We start from the raw sequence: 19,825 nt of genomic DNA, 5'->3' as shown, positions 1-19,825 counted from the left end.
ATAAAATATTTTTTTTATATTTGATTTATTTGCCATGTATAAAACATTTGAATTATTCCAAAAAGCACTATACATCATTGGCTTTTGGTCTTTTATTCTTTACATCTTGGAAGTCAGGAAGTACCAAGTTTCATTCGTTGGTGTGGCTATAGAGACATTGGTAGGATGGTCCATATTCATTGGTATCATTGTTATGTTTCTACTATTTATTTCAAGTAGTTATAGACAAACGAAAAACAATACAAAAGAAAAGATTACAAAAAATGTAGTTGAAGATGGGATGGTCTTTACGGTTGGTGGACACACTAAAATTCTTCCAGTTCTACCAGAAGCATTTCAAATTGAATCCGAAATATTAAATAAATATGAAGAAAATAATCCTCATACAGAAAAGTCCAAAAGAGATTACATTCAGTCTACGGGACGATTATTAAAAGAAATTCTGGATACCCCAGATGCTACAACGTTCAACTTTTCAGAAGAAAGCTTATTCAAGGCTAATGAAGGCGGTTCAGAGTTGTATGGTGACGAGGAACAAGGGAACCCGTATGACAGCACAACAAACCAATCGATAGAGGAAATTAGAAAAGAAGCAAATATAGGTTTTAAGGCTATTTCAGGTGAATTTACCAATGATCACGAAAGTAGAAGAATAGATAAAGGTATATTGGCTTATAAATATCAATTCAATCTGCTATTTAGCCAAGTCGTAAATTTTGATCTTTTTCACCTACAATATAGAGTGAGTAAAGGCTTGGATGTTTACTCAAAAGATGAACTAGAATTAAAAAAGAAGCAGCTTAAAGACAAGTCTTTACGAGTACAGAAAGAAATTGAAAACACGCTTGCAAAGATACTAGAAGAATTGCCAAAGTTTAAATACAAAGGGATCACCACTACTACACCAGAAATTAAAACCAAACGTCAACTGGACTTACAAGACTATCAGCTCATTATTTTCGCGGCATTATTTCCGTATATCGATTGGCTGTCTTTAAGGTCTAGTGCAGCCTTAAATGCATTGGACCCAGAGTTTAAGAAGAATCTTTCTAGTGAAGAATTAAATAAACTGGACAATTCAGAACTCGGTTTAAGCTTACGTGATAAACGTGTTTTATGGAATGCACGCCGCATGTATGACATCTATATTCATCGAGATAAAGATGTTGCGGCTCATGGTAAGAGTGTCTATAACATGCCAGTAAGTTTTGATAGCAACGGGAGGAAATATAATCCCCTTGAAGAAACTGTTGCATTATGTGAACTTTTACGTTCATCTCAAACAATTCGACAAGTGAAAAATAAGCAAAATCAAAATAATAAGAAAAATCCCATTTACACTGAAAATGACATCATCAGGCTTGTATATTCGATCTTTTCTGAGAAAAATAGATTCAATACAACAAGTGCATTTGATCGTATTGGGATCATTAGGAATGATCTAATTTATGTTGATTTTGATGACTTTTATCCTAAGTTTAATGGTCGTTTTAAAGAGAAATATCCACATTTAGCAAATCACCTTGAATACCAAAAAGCCTTTAAAGTTTTCTATGACAAAATCAAGAAAATGGGCTTATTAGCTATGCGGATTCGAGATGATAATGCCGATAATGCCGTAGAGACATACTCACATAAAAGTGATGGAGAGCTATTACAGGTTTTGTGGGAGTTTAAAGAAAATAAAACTGTCACTATCGATCATACGTTGATCATTCATGCTGCTCAGATGTTCAAAGATTTGCTTTCAAATTATCAGGATTATCAAGCCAACGCCAAAATTTTAGGGGTCAGTCAAACCAAGGCAATTCCTTTATCAAATTATGCTGAAAAAATTAAACCTCTTATTGAAGCAGCAGAAAACGAAAAACGCCGTGTTAAAGAGATCATGGCAACAGTAAAGAGTAAGGATCAGCTTTCGGTCAATAAAACGCATAATTCGATCGTCAATGATATGAATAAGGCACTGGCTCAGCAACAAACCCTACCGACCGATCTTATTAATCCAGTCGAAAAACCGGTGAATTCCGGTAAACAGCCAACACAACACGAAAACATTGATCAAAAGCCAATAGAGGCAGTTACCAACTCCCCTGCAATGGTTGAATTGAATGAAGCTGACACAGACCTTTTAGACCAGATTTTAGAGTTTTCACTATCTGCTACTGAAAAAGATTTAGGTATCAGTAACCATGCATTAGAACAACATAGTGATGACGATGCCCAAGATGCGTTTAAATATATAAACCGTGAGGTTCAAGTCGTTTCACTTAAAAAAGCAGATAAACAAGAACGTGCAAAAAATGGAGGTTATCGATTCGCTATAAATGAGTTCCATAAGCACAAGCTGCAACTCATTCAATGTAGTCGTGATGCTATTAATGAAGCATCCTTAAACTTAGACTTTACCATTCTAAAAGTGCTTGACGCTGCAAGAAGCAAAAATTACAAAACCGAACACTTAAGTCATACAACGTCTAGTGAGAATATTTTGATTAATAAAACCAAAATATTCACATTATTTAATGTTATTGAGCAAATGGCTCTATATCAGAAAAAAGGAAACGGTTCATTCTGGTCTGTGAAACAAGAGAGTTGCAAAATCAAAGGAACTAATCCGAAGGACCAGTTCAATCAAATAAGTGTTATCGAATGTTTAACGATTGACCAGTCTAAAGAAGAAGAAATTTATCTACAAATCCGCAAGACAATGTGGAATGAAGATAAAGCCCAAGCACTGTTTGAGGAAATTGAAAATCGCCTAAATAGTATGGATAGCGCAACTAAAGCAAAATTGAAAATTCTTAAGGACCCGAACTCAGAACTGTACTTAATACCAAAACACCATATTGGGCAATTTAGACGTACCGGTGTGAATATAAATAGCTTCCTTTCATATTGTGAACAATTTAAAGATGAGATTTCAGAAGATTTAGCACCATACGCAGATAAACTCACAGCCATCCAATTGGACGGCAAATCTACAATTAAATTTGAAAAGGTATAAGTGATCATGGCAGGAACATTTGATGGCTTAAAACGATTCTTCTCAATACAAGCTGATTTCAATCTAATAGATTTGCGCCATCTGGCTCTTGGTGGACCTAAAGATGGATGGATGCTGTTATTGTTTATTATTGGCTGTTTAGCAGCAAATCCATATTTAATCGAAAATATTTATTATCGATTATTAGTACTTATAGTTTGCGGTGTCCCGTGCGCAACGTTGCTCTTTTATGGGAAGTTTAAATACTTCTACGATAAAGTTTTCACTTTCGATCCTATAATGCAGCAGGATAAGGCTCGACCTTTTAGATTACCTTCAAGTAATCCTGTTGGAACGCCAGAAGAAAATATCGGTAATGGTATTTGCGTTGGTTATACAACTGATACTGGAGAACCTGTCTTTATTCCATATAGCCTTATTTCTCAACATATAGCTATCAATGGATCGACTGGTACCGGTAAATCAGTTCTGGCGACATCGATGATGGCACAGCAAATGAGAAATGGGGGCGGATTATGCTTTATTGATGGTAAGTTGAGTAACAAAGAATTACTCGCCGTGTGGCAACTTGCTTGTTGGGCAGGACGGGAATTAGACCTACTTATTATCAATGCCGGCGATCCCTCAATGTCTAATAGCATTAACCCTATTTTGAGAGGCGATCCACAAGAAGTAACTAGCCGAATTATGATGTTGTTACCCGAAGTATCAGGTGGTGCGGAACACTATCGTAATAGTGCTTTAATTGCTCTACAGGTGATTGTCGCAGCTTTTCAGCGAATTGGTTTACCCTATTCGTTCCAAGACATTACAGCTTGTTTACAAGACTTTGATGCTTTCAAATATGTAGAAAGCAAATTACAGCTAGAATATCCTGATTCTGCGGAGACAGTTGCATGGTTCTCTTTGATGAAAAGTTTTGTTAAAAACAAATTCTTTGACTTCGATATGTTCCGAAATTTACTTTCAGGTCTCGCAGCGCGTTTATCACAATTCAGTGAAGGTTCATTCGGGCAAGTAATGAATAGCTACAATCCTGAAATCGATTTTGAAGAATGTATTCTTCAAAATAAAATCATTTACGTCATGCTTCCAACGATGGCTAAAAATGAACAATCAATTGCACTTGCTAAAATCTTAATCGCGGATATGCGAACAGCAATTTCACATTTCCAAAGATTGCCTGCACACATGCTACCAAACCCACCGTTTATGATATTACCGGATGAAGCAGGATCGTATATCGATGAGACATGGGGGCGGATATTCGAACAAGCCCGTTCTTCAAAAATCTTCCTTGCCCCTTGTTACCAGACTTACGCCAACCTAAAACCTAACGGTTTGGAAACACTGTCTGAGGTTGTAATGGGTAACACCTTGTTCAAAATCTTCTTTAAACAGCTTTCTACATTATCAGCGCAACAAGCCGCAGATGAGATCGGTTTATATAAACAAACAACTTGGGCAATGGGAAATGGTCAAGGTATTAGTAGCAGTGGTGATGAAGTTGATACATCCCCAATTCAGAATCAAGGAGCTAATAGAGCTTCAAACTTCACTCAACGTGAAGAAGAAGTTTACCATGTCAAAACAGAGGAATTTAAATACATTCCGATTGGTGATTGCATTCTGTATTATGGCGGTACCCACCTATATCATCTCCGTGTACCATTAACTACACTAACAGACAATGCGGCTAAAGAGTTTGGAAATGTACAGTTCAACCATTTTGCGATGGATGACGTTGAAGGGTTAAACCTTCGTGCAATTGTGCGCGAATCTGTATGTTGAGCAGGAGATAAAGTATGTTTATGGATCGTTCTCATATTGAGTTAATAATTATTAGCTTAATTGCGATATTTTTTATTATTGTAATTATTAAACCTTTGCGTGAACTGACCCTGTGGTTTGTTAAAGATATGGTTATTCCCGCCCTTCTATGGTTCTTCAACTATGTCGTTCTTTTTATGATTAAACAATTTAAAGAAGTTGTGATCAGTCACAAGGACATTTTGAAAAATTTGCACTCACCAAGATCAGTAATTTTTCCAAATTTAGATGATCAACGGAATGATAGAGATAAAGCAATGAACCGTAAAAGTTAAATTCTTTAAAAAAGGAGACTTCATAGTCTCCTTTTTTTAATAATATTAAATATAAAAAATCATTTGATTATTTTTTATACTATTAAATTTTATAAATATTAACTATTGATTGTTGTGCGTTTTTTAGCCTAATTTCTGATTTTTCCGCAACTTTATCAACAAGAAAAGGGGATAAAATAGAAAATAATATCTTGTACAATATTTTTATTTTGTGGTATATTTTATATATAAATAATATGGGTAGAATGAGTCATGAATAAGGATTTAACTGCTAATACTTTAAATCAAGAACAGCAACACTGCGAAGAATTTGCCCTAAAGTTAAAATCATTTAAAATTTTAGCTTATGCCGGTACAGGTAAAACAAAAACATTAGAAGCTATTAGCTTTGCCCTCGGTTCTATCAACAAGAAAGGTCTCTATTTAGCTTTCAATCGCGCCGTTGCAGATGAGGCAAAATCTCGTTTTGATGATAGTGTTACATGCAAAACTTTTCATTCACTTGCTCATTCACATGTACCTAAAAATTTAAGTAAAAAGGTATTTAACCCAAAAAATTATCCCAAAGACCTTGCGGTCATGTACCACTTAAAAGATAGTGATTGTAAGTATTCCGACTCATATTTAGATGAATTGAAACATCGTTCTTATAAGAAATTTATGGAGATCACTAAACGTGGAGGATCGCGCCGTTTTACGCCTCATCAAAAAATGCAATATGTTAATGATGCTATTAAAAATTTCTGTAAATCGAGTGATTCAGTATTACTGGAAAAACATTTTGATCAACTAGATTGGTTAAAGCCAGTGGAGAATAACGCTGCTATAAAAGAGCTATTACCTGTTGCGAACCGCCGTTGGAATGATCTTATCGCTCTTGATAATAATTTGAATATTTCTCATGATGTTTATGTGAAATATTGGGCTTTATCAAACCCAAAAATCTCCGGATACGATTATTTGTTACTAGATGAATGGCAAGACAGTGATGAGTTAATGAATTTCATTGTTTCAAATCAGTCTATTCCTTGTTTTTACGTAGGAGATAAATATCAACAAATTTATGAGTGGCGAGGAGCTACCGATAGTTTAGAAAAATTAGATTTGCCTACCTCCCGATTAACACATACTTTTCGATTTGGTGAGAACCTAGCAAATCATGCGAATCTTATCCTTGCTTGCTTAGGTGAGTCAGTACCGTTGATAGGTAATCCAAATGTGCATACTGAGGTATTGTACGATCATGATGCAGCAGTAAAATGTGATGCGATTTTATGCCGGACTAATAAAGGAGCATTTAGCGAATTAGTTAGTCAATTGCAGAATTTCCCCAACCGCAAATATGCAATGTTAGCGGATGTTTATGAGATAAAAAAATGGTTAGAGGCAGCCGAACAACTTATAAAAGGAGTCAAAACATACCACCCCGACTTAAGTGCTTTCGATAAATGGGATGATGTCATTGAATACACTGAACTAAACAAGTCAGATAACGATTTTGCGTCAATGGTACGGTTAATCAATCAATTTTCATCTAGTTTTTCCACCCTGTATTCAATACTTGATCGTGTAGGCAATAATCCTAGTGAAGCTGAATGCGTAATTACTACTGTTCATAAAGCAAAAGGTCTTGAATGGAATTCAGTATACATTTCATCAGATTTTGATTTGAGTTTAATGCCTAATAAATTTAGTGGAGTTGAGCAACGTTTTAAAAAGGATATTACAGATGAGCTATATCTTGAAAACTGGGAGCTGATTCCATTTCCCAACACCCTAAAACTGATTCCTAATAGTAACAGCTTTATTGAAGGTATTATTCCATCAATTGAATCAGGTGTGTTAGATCAACGTATGCATAATCAAACTTACCGTATATCAGATATGCCAGTAGAAGAATTACGGTTGCTTTATGTGGCTATCACACGCGCAAAAAAAACACTCTATGCATCTAATCTAAGTGAATTTTTCATTTTAATGGAAAAGTTACGAAATAATTTAGATTAGCTCTTATCATCAGATAAAACAAGGTTGTTCAAATGAATAAAGCCATAAGTCTTGTCATCATGACTGTAATTTTAATTGTATTACATTCCATGATTTTAAAACAATGCAGCTATATTAAAGGCTCAACCTCAATGAGTCAGTAGTAATAGTTAATTACTTTACAGGAGCATTCAAGCCCCAAACAATAATTTTATTATATACTTTTTTTGAGATTATTCTATGAATAAAATATTATTATCACTACTAACTCTACCAGTTTTAGCATTATCGTATGGTTGTAGCGATCATATAAGTGATATTACTGTAGAAAGACTAAATGAAGAAAAAGTATGGAAAGTTGGAAATAGTTTACTAGGTGAACTAACTTCCCCCCTCTCCTCTAAAACCAATAGTTATCATTCTTACACTAAAAGTAATAATGAAGAACAGGGGGAAGAAGCATATTTTGAAAAGGAAAAACTCACTAACTTTTACATAAATGAATGCAAGTCATTGTTTAAAATTAACAAAAATGATGTTGGATATGAAAGTAAAGGGCTTGGTAGAGGAACCTATTTTATTAAAGATATTAGTTTTGAAAGGCTTGTGCCATTTAAAGAATGTATTACAAATAAATATAATAATGAAGCTATTGACGAATTAAGTTTAAGAATTTTTTTAACTGAACCTAATTTATTGAAATACAAGAATGATATGCAATTAAAAAAACACATCACTCAAATAAAAAAAGACAACAAGATAACTCTTAAAGAAGTTGTTGATACATATTCAATTTTAGACAAATTATCGATTGATAATTTTGACAATGAAAACAAAAAATTATTCAATGAACTTTAAAAAAAAGGACCAAAATTAATGGTCCTTTTTATTTTTAAATATTTTTCCACTTTTCTTTAAATAACTCATCATCGCTACAATTGCTAACAAAACACATTGAATGTAAATATTTTTCAAAAAGAAAGTTAAAATACATAATCCTATTATGATATTAAAATATGTTGTTTCTGACTTTGCAATATTGATTAATTTAGATTTCATAATAAAAAGAACACTTGGCATTAAGAGAAAAAACCTCCAATTGGAGGTTTTCCTTGTTTATCTAGTACTAACCGATATAGGGTTAACCGGCAAACTATTAGCAATGGTTCCCACCATACGCTCTAACTCATTAAACTGTTTAACCCGCTCATTAGGTGTGATCTCGTACTGAGCAATTTCTCTGCGCCAACGTGTTAGGTTGTCATCAAAGCTTTGTGGTGGCGAAGCTTTCACTGTAGAGCCATTAAAAGTTAATACAGATGAATCAACTAAACTCTTAGCAAGTTTTACAGCCATATCATTGATAATGATCGGTCTAATATGCTCTGCAATCAAAATAACTTGGTCCGGTTGGTTATTCACTTTAGCTATATAACCAATCAACTGTGAGTTGACACTAGCATAAAAAGCTTTCTCCTCGCCCGTTAGTATTGATTCAATATTTGTTTTGCCGGCTTTACCTACAATTCCCTTACCACTATTAACCGCACTTGCAATTAGTGTACGGTCCAAATCTACACTTGAACTGTCAATACCATATAGGTTCTTGTTTACTATACGAGCAATACCTTTGAAATAAGTTGATAGTTTGCCTTCCGCCAATGGTAGTTTTTGGCATCCTTCATCATAAGTATCCCCCGACTGACAAGTATAAAATGGCTTACTGTCTTGTGGTGAGATCAAATCAGCAATACCAATTGTACTGTTATAAATAGCAGGTTTTGGATCACATTGTCCTGATCCAGTGGCGCAATCTTTATCACCACTACTTGTTTGTGCTGAGGCATTAAATACTTCGGTACCAACAACATTCATAATCATTAATTTAGCTTCTAAATCGCTACCACCGCTATTAGGTAGAATAGCTTTAAAGCTATCAGAGGCATTAATTGCACGCCACGATACGTTACCAACATTCGGCAATTCCTGAATTGCTTTGTCAGCTCTCGTAGTAGCTTGACCATCTGGTGAGTTTCCACGAAGTGAGTTCCAACCACTTGTAAAATTCTTTTGCACATTACTAAAATAATCTTTGAAACCACCAGTTTGAGTTTTGATTTCACCAAATGAACTCTTAATAGAATTCAGCATCTCACCGCCAGTTTTATCAATCTGGAATAGTTTTCGAGCAGCTTCACAACTATTTTTCAACAAAGCATTCATTTCTTGTAACTTTGCAGACCATGTAGTTAACAGTGAAGATAATGGCTGACTAATTGCATTCAATCCAAGCTGAAAAAGTAAGCCCAATGCATTCTGAGCGATTGCACGTAAAAGCTGAGTCAGTTCTTGGGCATTAATAAAACTAAATGAACCACCAAACAAATTGATTCCACCACATCCTGCACTAACGCGAGGTGGATCAAAAGAAACTAAATTAATAGATTTAATTCCAAAACGTCCGACATAAGAGCCTCCGGAAATTACTCCGCGTTGTTGTGTCTGGAACATGCCGGGTGCCGTAGTATTGCTGTACATATCAGACATGAAATTATCCAAACCACCAGTTGTCGCTGTTTGGCTTGCACCAAGGACAGTTGCCAATAAGCAACAAACACGTAAAGGTTTTAGAAACGTTTTTGGAATATTAACCAAATTTTTTCCGGTTTTTTGTTTTATCAACATAGTTAATCAACCTTATTACTCATTACCAACTGCTTTCTTGATTAAATCAACGATTTTAGTTGGATCATCATTTAACTCTTTTTCCACTTGCTGCATACGTTTCATTTGCTGTGGTGTTACTACACCTTTTGCATAAGGGTCAAGCTTATCTTTAAGGTGTTTTGGAAGTAGATTTTGTTGTTCTGCAACTAACAAAATCTTTGATTCTAAAGAACTTTGAGTAATTAGCCCTTGGCTAACTACATAAAAATTGTTTGGTGGTGCAAGTAAAACAATTGATGGAGTAATCCTTAAACGAAGATTAACTGCCTGCCCTCTATCTGGTAATATTATTTCATTGTTATCCATTTTCGGCAAACGCTTTCCGTCCATAGATATATTAAATATTTTAAAATTGTTTTCAGCTTTAAAATCTTTTAGAAATTCATATTGTGCTGTACAGAATGAGCAACTTGTATCATAGAAGAACCATAAACCAGTTGTTTTGGATAGGTAATTCAAAATTTCTTTTCTATCTTTTTCCGCAGCAGCCATGAAAACTCTATTTGATGCGGTATCAACTGGAACACGATTAGTTTCATCCAAAAATGGGTCTAATTGAGTCAAAGTTGTAGCCGATTTAGCAAAGTTTTGAGACTTATCCAAAGCAAATTTTTGGAAATACATATATGTTTCCATCTCTTTACTTGGACGACCATTCTCATCATAAGGATTATCCATGGCAGCTTGTAATGCCTTAGGCATATTCACTTTAAGCCATTCAGTAGATAACGGTTTGGGCTGAGCGGGAGTAGCCTGAACAACTATAGGTTCGTTGTATCTATTCGTTTTAGGGTCATAAATATCAACTTTTTTAGGTTGCTGTACTACTGTCGGTGGCACTTGTTTCTGCTGCTTTTTCTTCGCTTGAGGGTCCTCATACCAATACCAACCTTCACTTCTACGTTCATAAAAATTTTCAGAGGTTTGTGTATTAGGTTGATTCTTTAAAGCTTGTTGTCTTTGTTCAGTCAATGCCGAAGAAACATGTGTAACTTGGAGAGCTAAAGCAGCAAGAACCAGTAATTTTTTCTTTCTCACTTTTCTAATTCTCCTGTTTTAAAACAAAATTGGGGTAGCAATGTCTAATTTGGTGTCTTGTTTAACTGGCAGGACTCCCCAATATCGACTGTCATACGATCTTTTATATGAACCCAAAACAAATAAGGCGTTTTCAGGAACGATATAATCAGTTTGCATTTGATTCACAGATTTATTGATCTTGCTCAAAGCGATTGGATTAAGTTCAGCATGTTTGGTTCCATTCACTAAAACATTTAAGCCTACAATCTGAATATGATCACCTTGTTTACCTATAACTTTTTTCACAATCGTAAAATCCTGACTGACAAAAGGTTCCAATTTGTCAGTTTTGAAAGCTATATATTCTCCTTTCTTTAAATCTTTATAGTCTCTAATTCCTTTATTAACTTTAAAAATTATATGATCATTAGAAGAAATATTACTTATATCTACCGCGATCCCAAACTTATTCTGCAACTTAACACTATAATATTGGCTACTAATATATATAAATGAGAATAAGGCAGCCATCCAAAGAACAGTTAATCGGCGACCTTTACAAGCAATAAATAACTCTTTCAAAAAAACAAACAATGGCATTACAAGTGATACCATAAATTTAACAACCGGATTATTTTTAAGACTTGATTTCATCACCAATACTCTACTTTTCATCTACAAATTTACTATTCTAAATCTATAGAGTGACCTTCATTATTTGTAATGATTTGAGAATTATCTAGCTGTTTTTGAGCTTGTTCATTCAGAGTTTTATTTGCATCATTTAAAGCCTCATTCTCATAGTCACCAACATTTAATTGTGCGAAGTTTTTTAGCACATCATATTTTTGTTGATTCGAATAATCCGCATCAAATTTTTCTCGGGCAATAGGTTTTAAACCTAAATCCTTAATGAGTTTGTCAGTAATGTCATTAGATTCAGAAGTAACATAGACATTACTTCTGTTAATAATGATATAACCATTATCAACGTACTTTTTAATTTCTTTCTGTAAGTTATTACGATACTGAATCGATATTTTTTGAGCTTGATCAGGCGAAAGCTGCATATTCATGTAAGGAACTGTAGCCGAGTATGCTAACCTTGCAGTATCAAGTACAACAACCTTTGCTCCTTCTTTAGCGGGTGAGATTGGGAGCTTAATTAAGTTAAATTTATATGCTAATAATAAGCCTATCAAAGCTACAATTATTAATAGCCAAAAAATCCACTTACGGTTTTCTTTATTTTTCGCTTTTTTGTATTCACCTATTTGTAAGCGAATGCTTGTGTTGGAATATATTTTCTCGATTAGAGCTTTTGATGCATTTGTTTTATTTAACTCAATCTTATTAATCAATTGAATTAAGTTTAAATTTTTAGTGTCACTATCATTGATCGACAGCAGAACTCCACCTAATACTGTTTCATCCGAATCATTTAATTGTTCAGGTTCAATAAGATTATTAATCAATCTAACAATCTTATTTTTATTATAAACCCCTTCTTCTTTCGCTTCTTCAAAGATAGGGGTATTAACACTAATTTCATTCATAATCTTATCCTATTAATGATTTTTTTCAATGTTGAGGAGATTTCGCTTATATTCACTTAGTACTTGATCGATATTCTCGCCACTTTGAATACGTGCTTTAATTTCATTAATATCCTGATTAGAATGAGCTTTAGTTAGGTTTTTCTTCTTAATCTCTAAACCTAGATAAGAATCAATAATATCAGCAATATCCTCACCTGCATCAATTCTATCTAAGAAAGGTCTAAAATATTCCTCACTAGATGAATATAATATTTTTTCATAATCATTTAGAATTGTTCTGATAACAGAAACATTTTCTGTGCTATTTTCAAAAATCATTGCTTCTGAATATACACCTTTTGCCAATCGCAGTGATTTATATGTATCTATAATATAACTATCATTTTTAATAAGTTTTTTATCAGCCATTATGTCGATTTGTTCTGCAACATAAGGAAGATAGACCATATAGTTTGCATTAGTCATAACTTTACCAAGTGCGGCTGACTCTTGAATCTTCTCTGCATTCTGGGTTACTAACCAACACCCCCCACGGTATTTACGAATCCGTTCATAGAAATCAGCAATGAATGCACCAACAAGAGGATCTTGAAAGTAACTTGTAACTTCTTCAAAAAATACGAACTTTCTTGAGTAGTTAAAGTTACGATACATATCCTCTTGAATTTTAGTACAAAGCATCATCATCACAACTGTCTTTAGTTGTGGTTTGGTTTTTAAAGCTTCTAACTCAAGAACAACCATCTGAGCATTTAAATCGAGATTATTATCTCCATTAAAATATTTCCCGTATGATCCATCTTCGGTAAACTCGAATAACTGAGTACCGAGTTTTCGAATTTCTTCTTCTTCTTGCACCAGAAAGAAGTCAGCTATATCCGTAATTGTAGTTTTTTGCGCACTTTTACTAAATACAGACTTAATAGCCTGCTTAATTTTAGACATCGCAAAGTCACCTAAATTTTCAGTCGGTGAAGCCATTTGTTTTACTACACGAGCTAACTGATCTACTTCCTCATTTATATCTTCAACCAAAGTGAATGGGTTTAAACAAACATCACTATGGTCCGTAAATTCAATGAACGTACCACCAAGTGCTTTGCATAATTTTTTATATGATTGTCCCTCATCAATAATGCGAATTAAGGCACCAGACTCAAACTCTTGTGATAAGAAGTTTTGACCAAATACAGATTTACCACCACCGGAAGAACCAAAAACCATACCATTATGGTTTTGTCCTGCCATCGGATCAAATCCAAAAATATTACCCCTACGGGTATAATATATCTGACTAAAATCGCCTCTAAGATTTTGGAAATCAGCAAATAATGGAGCAAATGTTCCCGCACGATATGTTGTCATTCGAGAAGTTCGGCTTGTATTTTTTAAAGATTCTATGCTTGGATATAAAGGTAAAGAATTCCAAAAAAGGGGTAAAACGATCTTACTATCAGCTACGACTTTTAAATTTTTCGAACTATAATAAGCATCTAAAACTGATGCAATTCGGGGTAATTTATTCTTATCTTTACTGAATAAGGTAATATTAAAGAATAGCCGACAAGGTGTTTCTCCTCGCTTAGTTACGTCACGTAATAGCTTTAACCCATTTAATCTATCAACTAATTTTGGTGAGAATTTTCTAGCCCAAGGTGTAGCTGTATCATCAGTTTGTGCATAGTCAAAATCGATTCTTTGATTTTCTTCTTGAGTATCTGGGATAATGATTGTGCAATTAATAAGATACGGGCAACCTACTTGTTGGGTTGTCCCTTTAGGGTCTCCAACTAACAAATTGGTCAATGCAATTGTATTTGGGCTAGGCAAGGCATCGACAGAAAGTACTGATAAATAAGAATCACCTATCTTAGTTATGGTAGGGTCGCTGTTATCGGTTTCTGTAGTCTTTTTAAATACTTGTGCTGATATATCTTGGAACTCATCATAATTATAGTCTAGTGGCTCAAAAGGGAAAATAATTGCTCTTAACTGTGCCAAATATTCATTTTTACTGAGTTGTTTTAAGTCTGGTAATACAGAACTCTTAAGAGTCTCATATACTGTAAGAATCAGCTCCTTGCTTCTTTGTAAATCAAATTCACTTAATTGCAAGTCGGCAGGTACTTTCACGGAAACTAAAATACGTGATTGTCTTAAAGTAATTCCGTTTGCGGGTATTGGAGGAACACTCTTAGCCTCTCTGAGCGATTCAGTTCTTCTTAACACAATTGAGTGTAAATTCTCTTTTTGTTTTTGAGTTAGTCCAAAATTTTCGTTAATTGCTCGATATTTATTTTCATAGTAATTGTCAATCTGGTCATCAACATGATTGGTTGATGGATGGGAGATTTGAATTATTGAGTTTGGAGGTAGCTTAACCGAAATTGCACTTACAAATTGGTCATACCCTTGGTCATTCATACCATTGAGCGGTGTTGCCATGAAGCATGCACCAATGTATGACTGTTTCTTATTATTCTCACAGTAAAAGAAATTATCCTCTGTAGGACTCTTAACTGGTGTCAGGTCTGATAAACGGTATCGGTGTAGCATCTTATCGATGACAGAAGCTTTTAGTTGCATAACACATCCGAAATTGTATATTAAATATTTTAATTATTATAAATATTTTATTATAAATATCCACAATAAAATAAATTGTTTTATTAATAATTAATTATATCGAGAAGAAATTCAGGCTATAGATTTGATGTGAATTACTGATTTTTAGTTTCTCTTAGGTCTGTATATTTTTCAGTAATGCTAATGAAATCTATGCTTTGCAAGCTTGATGAGGCGATAACTTAATTTTTAGATATAAAAAAACTCGCTTTACGCGAGTTTTGATAGAAGCAATTTAAGATAACTTAGATTGCAGCACCGAAGATTGACATTAAAATTGCAGGACCGAAAACTGCTGCAATACCAATACCAACCGCGATCATGATTGTCATTAAAGATTTAGCGAAGATCGCACCATATAGACCAACTACGAAAGCTAACACAGTTGCGAATAAACCACCGGTTCCTTTCAGGAAGTTAATTACCCATAAAACAGGGGTATTCATTACTGTACCAGACTTATCAGCACCACCCGTTGAAGCAGTTTTAAGCTGCGCTTCTGTAATAGCAGATGATTCGTTAAGTACAGCGAACATAAGCACCGCAACAAAAGCTAATGTAACGTAAGACATTAAACGAGCAACTTTGTTAGATGCAAGATCAGCGAAATTGAATTTTTTTAGAACTAATTGCATGGCAATTCCTTTACTTATTGATGGCTGTTTATGCAGGACTCTCAAACCCGCATTTAAGAATTTTACATCTTTTTTTTATTAATGCTAGATATAAATAACAAAAAAGTTTAAGAAATGTTTTATTAATTTTAATAAATTTAAAAAAAATAAAACCCGATTAAATCGGGCTTTGTTTTGTTCAATATTTTCTTTTAATTGAACCCACCGTTTTCTGCTAGTTGTTGCTGTCTTTGCATTTCTGGTGCTTGTACTTGATTTACCTGACCTTGTTGCTGACTTTCTTGATCTGGAACTTGGTTATTCATACCCATGATTTGATTTGCCTCAGAATTAGCTGCGTTGCCATCTCCACTCGGAGCCGGAGTAGTAGTACTCGGAGACATATAATCAGCTTTATTAGGGGCAGTTACAGGAGTGTTACGCATTACCGAATCACCAAAATTCCAACGGCGTGGAGTGATTTCAGTAAATAAATAAGATGACCAGTTCAAAGTTTCGTTTTCATCTTTCCATGGTGCTACCCAAATTCGGAGTACTTTAGGTTGCTCTAATACTGGCATTGGCGATGAAGCCGCTTGAAATTGAGGTTTAGCAAATAAGTTAACCATTTGCTCACCCTGAGATGCGGTAGTTTTTTTAGAACCTTTATCATATTTCGACTTTCGTGTAGTTTCACCATCTAAATCAGCTTGATATACACCAATTCGATCATCACTATTCGTTTGCTCATACACTTGCATTGGTGTTTTACAAACAATACCGTCAGGAAGCCCAGAACAACCATATTTACCCTGAAAACCTGTACAAGCTGTTGTTAGAAATGCCAAAGCACTAATAGCTATAAAATGTTGTTTTTTCATTTTCCATTTCCTTCTTGAGCTTGAAATTTATTGTTCAGAATTAGAGTTACTTGACGACCGGCATCAATCTCAATTACAGGTACCATCTGTTCAGCCAAGTCCATATAGAAGTTAGCAACGCGATCCAAGCTGCTTCCCATACCATTTGCCAATGCAATTTTTGAAGCATTCCCTACATTTGGAACTTGATATTTAGTTTCATCACTACCAGAAATATCCAAAGTTGGAACTTGACTTGGTGCAAGTTGTTTACCTAATCCACCAAAGAATCCGGCAGCAATTGAACGCGCAATTACAGAACCTTGCTTAGAAACAACTCGTCCGCGCAATCCACTTTTACCATCTTCACCCACAACATAAGCTGATAATGGACCATCAACGACAGCTCCATCTTTAAATATGCATGAGATTGTCTCACCACGCATTTCTGCTCGCTCTGTTGCCAAATTACCGACTCCAGAAACAATGATGAAGCACTCTTTAACAGCTTGAATATAGCGGTTAGGCAGTACAGCATCCTTCTTCACACGAACCAATGCCGGTACTGCGTTTCCCTTTCCCCGTCCTGCGGTTGCGTCCATACCGTTTATTAAAACGCCTTGGATCATACTTCCGGTAGGCAAGCCATGTTCAATCAACAATTTAGCCTGAACAGACAAAACATCCTTTTTTGCACTAGCATTACTGCTGCTGCGGTATCCATTACTTTGAAACTTACTAGCATCCTTACCACTTCTAATTATTTGGAATGGATCAGAATTTTCAATTGGACGTGGAGCAACTGAATTATCTGGAAGGCTATTCAAAGCAGGATCATTTGGATTAACCATTGGAGCTGAACCCAAATCAGGTACACCACTTTGGTTTTGATTATTGTTTTGGTATGCTTGGTCCATGTTTGGATCAATACCTTGTAATGGAGGTAAACTTACCCCATTTGCACCACCCGCTTGATTGCCTAACTTAAGCTGTTTAACTTCATCTGTAACAGAAGCCAATTGACGAGACAGATCAGAAACACTTTGACCTACAGCCTGATTACCAGTTTTATAATCATTAGTAATTTGCTCTTGGTTCTGTATTAAAGCTTCTTGTTGTTGTCTTTGACGCTCTAGTTCGGATTGAGTCATCCCACGTAAATCATCGATACCAACCTCACCGACTTTTGGTTGGACCAATTGATCTGTTTGAAGCTCATCTGCTACTGTGATTTCTGCATTAGCTTTTTCTTCACTTTCCTTAGCCCGCTTTTCGCCAAGATATAAAATTACAAAAGTTAGCAAACTAATGAAAACCATTGCCATGATAATACGGCGTTTAAAAGGGTCTAATTCATGCCATTTTTGCTTTATATCAGCAAATTGTGTCTGCATATTTTCTTTAAAACTCATCTTATCGACTCCGGTTAATCGTAAATAGAATCTTCACCGTTGCCGACATCAGCAAGGATAAGAATTTCAGTTGTATCATTAGGAGCTAGACGAATTTTTCCGTCATTAAAAGCAACCGCTCGAACTCCTTTATGCCAAAAAGAAGGTTCACTTAATTCAACGTATTGACCAGTTACATTACGTGCTTGATATACATAAACATTATGTTCAACACCTGAATAAAGGACCTTAGGTTGTAGTGTTACAGCCCCCACACGCGCAATTGTTTTTTCATTGACATTCGAACGTGAATAGCCATCAGGTAATTTTTTCTGAGCGATCGTTCCGAGAGTTTGGCGGATAACATCTGTATAATCTGATGCAATTTTTGCATTTGGATTCGTAAGACGTTCTTTCATTGAGTTTTCTAATACCACTGCAATATTTTGCGGAGGTACAGCCTTAGGTACCAAGGTCAATGAAGCTACAGGAGAATTATTAGCAAGGTTGTCATCTTCACGGATGTATACACCAATTGGTTGATCACTCTCCATGACAACATAGACATCTTGACCAACAACTTTATATTTAGCACCACCATTCACAAGTACAATTGGATTTCGAAATGGAGTTGAAATTCGGTTCATATTTGATGCTGACACAGGGACTACATGCGTATCATCATTATCAATCTGAACTGTTTGTTGCTTTAAATTAGCCTGATCCAACGAAATGGGTTGTTGGGCTATCATTGATGCATTAGTTAATGAATCTTGCGGTAATCTAGCCACCTGAGTTCGGGCATTTGCTCCCGACTGAAAATTAGCCGGCAAATTATTTGTATTTGGCGCATTTTTATTTTGCGGCAATGGGATATAGTTCCCATTAGATAGATTGCTCGGTGGAGGAATATCATTTGCATTCCTAAATATTTGCCCATCAGCATAAGCAGCAGGAACATTTGCAACCCCTACAGCTAAAGCTAAACCAATGAAAAGCTTATGTAACTTCATAAAATTTCTCCAATTATTATTGCTTAGCTGCTTCTGCTTCTGCTTGCTGTTTATTACGAAGGTAGGACAGTGTTCTTGGTTCATAACCTTCATAACTGTTGAAGTACGTTACTATTGGCTTACCACTTTCCATTTGGATAATGAATTCATAAATAACGGGTTGAGTCTGAATATCTGCTCCCGTCAATGCCGACTGCAAATTACCCTGAATAAATAGTTTTCCGGTTTGTTGCTCATAAGATGATGTTTCTGGGACAAACCATGCTGAGAAGTTCTGGTCCGGTAATTTTGTTGTTAAAGCTCTAAGCGATTCCGCCATTGGTCTTTGCAATGCAGGGGCAAAGAATTGATTAAGTGTCTTAATCGTGTTCTCAATGTTCTGTGGTGTCGTTTGCCCAATAATTCCCGAAATAACAACTGCAAATTGTTTATAGTATTCTGTATTGGCAGAATCCCACTGAATCTGATAAACCTGATCAATGGTTGGTGGTGTTAGAACAATACGTTCGCGCTTATTAGCCAAACCCCATGATTGCACCAATACCACAACGCCTAGAACGGCTGCCGTGCAAGTTGAGACAATAGCTACCTTGTGAGATAAGTCCCAATTCCCGTTAAATAAGCTAAATTTCATTCTTTGTACTCCATAATCGAGCCATTTTTAAAATACGAATTCAACGGGATCATCCCCCAACGGTATGGATAATGAATATAAAAGCCTGCCATCGATCTTTTTTTGTAATTCACATACAGCTTTGCAAATGCATAAAGTAGTAGGCACATCACGATAATGTTCGTCTTAGTAAATAAGCAGGCAAAAATAATTGTGAAATAGATACCCAACTCATCAGATTCGAAAGCCAACAAAAATGGAGGTCCATCAATATTGTCTGGAATCTCGATAGGTGTTAAAGCCAT

At 35.2% G+C, this 19,825-nt stretch carries 16 protein-coding genes; 5 read left to right on the top strand and 11 right to left on the bottom strand.

Annotation, left to right across the window (positions count from 1 at the left end; genetic code table 11):
• Positions 1-34 precede the first annotated feature (34 nt).
• From IRT38_RS01370 to IRT38_RS01350, 5 genes are all read left to right on the top strand, one after another.
• Positions 35-3,007, top strand: coding sequence for a hypothetical protein (locus IRT38_RS01370; RefSeq protein ID WP_194596627.1), 2,973 nt, complete (start codon positions 35-37; stop codon positions 3,005-3,007).
• Positions 3,008-3,013: 6 nt separating this feature from the next.
• Positions 3,014-4,798: a type IV secretory system conjugative DNA transfer family protein gene (locus IRT38_RS01365; protein ID WP_194596626.1), complete on the top strand. Its 1,785-nt coding sequence runs from the start codon at positions 3,014-3,016 to the stop codon at positions 4,796-4,798.
• A gap of 14 nt (positions 4,799-4,812) precedes the next feature.
• Complete coding sequence (locus IRT38_RS01360) at positions 4,813-5,112, top strand: hypothetical protein (RefSeq protein ID WP_194596625.1); 300 nt, start codon at positions 4,813-4,815, stop codon at positions 5,110-5,112.
• A 252-nt stretch (positions 5,113-5,364) separates the two neighbouring features.
• Positions 5,365-7,119 carry a UvrD-helicase domain-containing protein gene (locus IRT38_RS01355; RefSeq protein WP_194596624.1) on the top strand — a complete coding sequence of 585 codons (1,755 nt, stop codon included), beginning with the start codon at positions 5,365-5,367 and terminating at the stop codon, positions 7,117-7,119.
• A gap of 219 nt (positions 7,120-7,338) precedes the next feature.
• On the top strand, positions 7,339-7,956 hold the full coding sequence (locus IRT38_RS01350) for a hypothetical protein (protein ID WP_194596623.1): 618 nt from the start codon (positions 7,339-7,341) through the stop codon (positions 7,954-7,956).
• Between the two features lie 258 nt (positions 7,957-8,214).
• On the opposite strand, the gene IRT38_RS01345 is transcribed toward IRT38_RS01350, so the two are convergent.
• The 11 genes from IRT38_RS01345 to IRT38_RS01295 form a co-directional block, all read right to left on the bottom strand.
• Positions 8,215-9,783 (bottom strand): conjugal transfer protein TraH, encoded by a 1,569-nt coding sequence (locus IRT38_RS01345; RefSeq protein ID WP_194596622.1) that lies wholly within the window; start codon positions 9,781-9,783, stop codon positions 8,215-8,217.
• 15 nt (positions 9,784-9,798) lie between these two features.
• Positions 9,799-10,863: a conjugal transfer protein TraF gene (gene traF, locus IRT38_RS01340; protein WP_194596621.1), complete on the bottom strand. Its 1,065-nt coding sequence runs from the start codon at positions 10,861-10,863 to the stop codon at positions 9,799-9,801.
• A gap of 18 nt (positions 10,864-10,881) precedes the next feature.
• On the bottom strand, positions 10,882-11,499 hold the full coding sequence (gene lepB / locus IRT38_RS01335) for a signal peptidase I (protein ID WP_194596620.1): 618 nt from the start codon (positions 11,497-11,499) through the stop codon (positions 10,882-10,884).
• Positions 11,500-11,531: 32 nt separating this feature from the next.
• Positions 11,532-12,401: a hypothetical protein gene (locus IRT38_RS01330; RefSeq protein ID WP_194596619.1), complete on the bottom strand. Its 870-nt coding sequence runs from the start codon at positions 12,399-12,401 to the stop codon at positions 11,532-11,534.
• Positions 12,402-12,413: 12 nt separating this feature from the next.
• Positions 12,414-14,990, bottom strand: coding sequence for a TraC family protein (locus tag IRT38_RS01325; RefSeq protein ID WP_194596618.1), 2,577 nt, complete (start codon positions 14,988-14,990; stop codon positions 12,414-12,416).
• Positions 14,991-15,274: 284 nt separating this feature from the next.
• Entirely contained in the window at positions 15,275-15,664 is a 390-nt protein-coding gene (locus IRT38_RS01320) for a hypothetical protein (protein WP_194596617.1), read from the bottom strand.
• A 191-nt stretch (positions 15,665-15,855) separates the two neighbouring features.
• Positions 15,856-16,524 carry a type IV conjugative transfer system lipoprotein TraV gene (gene traV, locus IRT38_RS01315; protein WP_194596616.1) on the bottom strand — a complete coding sequence of 223 codons (669 nt, stop codon included), beginning with the start codon at positions 16,522-16,524 and terminating at the stop codon, positions 15,856-15,858.
• Entirely contained in the window at positions 16,521-17,915 is a 1,395-nt protein-coding gene (locus IRT38_RS01310; protein ID WP_194596615.1) for a TraB/VirB10 family protein, read from the bottom strand. Before IRT38_RS01310 ends, traV begins: the two co-directional genes overlap by 4 nt.
• A gap of 14 nt (positions 17,916-17,929) precedes the next feature.
• Entirely contained in the window at positions 17,930-18,907 is a 978-nt protein-coding gene (locus tag IRT38_RS01305) for a type-F conjugative transfer system secretin TraK (protein WP_194596614.1), read from the bottom strand.
• A gap of 16 nt (positions 18,908-18,923) precedes the next feature.
• Positions 18,924-19,541 (bottom strand): TraE/TraK family type IV conjugative transfer system protein, encoded by a 618-nt coding sequence (locus IRT38_RS01300; RefSeq protein WP_194596613.1) that lies wholly within the window; start codon positions 19,539-19,541, stop codon positions 18,924-18,926.
• Positions 19,538-19,825 carry a type IV conjugative transfer system protein TraL gene (locus IRT38_RS01295; protein ID WP_194596612.1) on the bottom strand — a complete coding sequence of 96 codons (288 nt, stop codon included), beginning with the start codon at positions 19,823-19,825 and terminating at the stop codon, positions 19,538-19,540. The genes IRT38_RS01300 and IRT38_RS01295 overlap by 4 nt, the downstream gene beginning before the upstream one ends.

The sequence above is a fragment of the Acinetobacter sp. SK-43 genome (genome assembly GCF_015351505.1).
In the GTDB taxonomy this organism is placed as follows: Bacteria; Pseudomonadota; Gammaproteobacteria; order Pseudomonadales; family Moraxellaceae; genus Acinetobacter; species Acinetobacter junii.
The sequence above is the reverse complement of the archived record's forward strand: the minus strand, read 5'-3'. Positions and strand labels throughout refer to the sequence as shown.

Coding starts and splice junctions, on each gene's coding strand:
- IRT38_RS01370 (WP_194596627.1), top strand. CDS start 35: ATGTATAAAACATTTGAATTATTCCAAAAAGCACTATACATCATTGGC.
- IRT38_RS01365 (WP_194596626.1), top strand. CDS start 3,014: ATGGCAGGAACATTTGATGGCTTAAAACGATTCTTCTCAATACAAGCT.
- IRT38_RS01360 (WP_194596625.1), top strand. CDS start 4,813: ATGTTTATGGATCGTTCTCATATTGAGTTAATAATTATTAGCTTAATT.
- IRT38_RS01355 (WP_194596624.1), top strand. CDS start 5,365: ATGAATAAGGATTTAACTGCTAATACTTTAAATCAAGAACAGCAACAC.
- IRT38_RS01350 (WP_194596623.1), top strand. CDS start 7,339: ATGAATAAAATATTATTATCACTACTAACTCTACCAGTTTTAGCATTA.
- IRT38_RS01345 (WP_194596622.1), bottom strand. CDS start 9,783: ATGTTGATAAAACAAAAAACCGGAAAAAATTTGGTTAATATTCCAAAA.
- lepB (WP_194596620.1), bottom strand. CDS start 11,499: ATGAAATCAAGTCTTAAAAATAATCCGGTTGTTAAATTTATGGTATCA.
- IRT38_RS01330 (WP_194596619.1), bottom strand. CDS start 12,401: ATGAATGAAATTAGTGTTAATACCCCTATCTTTGAAGAAGCGAAAGAA.
- IRT38_RS01325 (WP_194596618.1), bottom strand. CDS start 14,990: ATGCAACTAAAAGCTTCTGTCATCGATAAGATGCTACACCGATACCGT.
- IRT38_RS01320 (WP_194596617.1), bottom strand. CDS start 15,664: ATGCAATTAGTTCTAAAAAAATTCAATTTCGCTGATCTTGCATCTAAC.
- traV (WP_194596616.1), bottom strand. CDS start 16,524: ATGAAAAAACAACATTTTATAGCTATTAGTGCTTTGGCATTTCTAACA.
- IRT38_RS01310 (WP_194596615.1), bottom strand. CDS start 17,915: ATGAGTTTTAAAGAAAATATGCAGACACAATTTGCTGATATAAAGCAA.
- IRT38_RS01305 (WP_194596614.1), bottom strand. CDS start 18,907: ATGAAGTTACATAAGCTTTTCATTGGTTTAGCTTTAGCTGTAGGGGTT.
- IRT38_RS01300 (WP_194596613.1), bottom strand. CDS start 19,541: ATGAAATTTAGCTTATTTAACGGGAATTGGGACTTATCTCACAAGGTA.
- IRT38_RS01295 (WP_194596612.1), bottom strand. CDS start 19,825: ATGGCTTTAACACCTATCGAGATTCCAGACAATATTGATGGACCTCCA.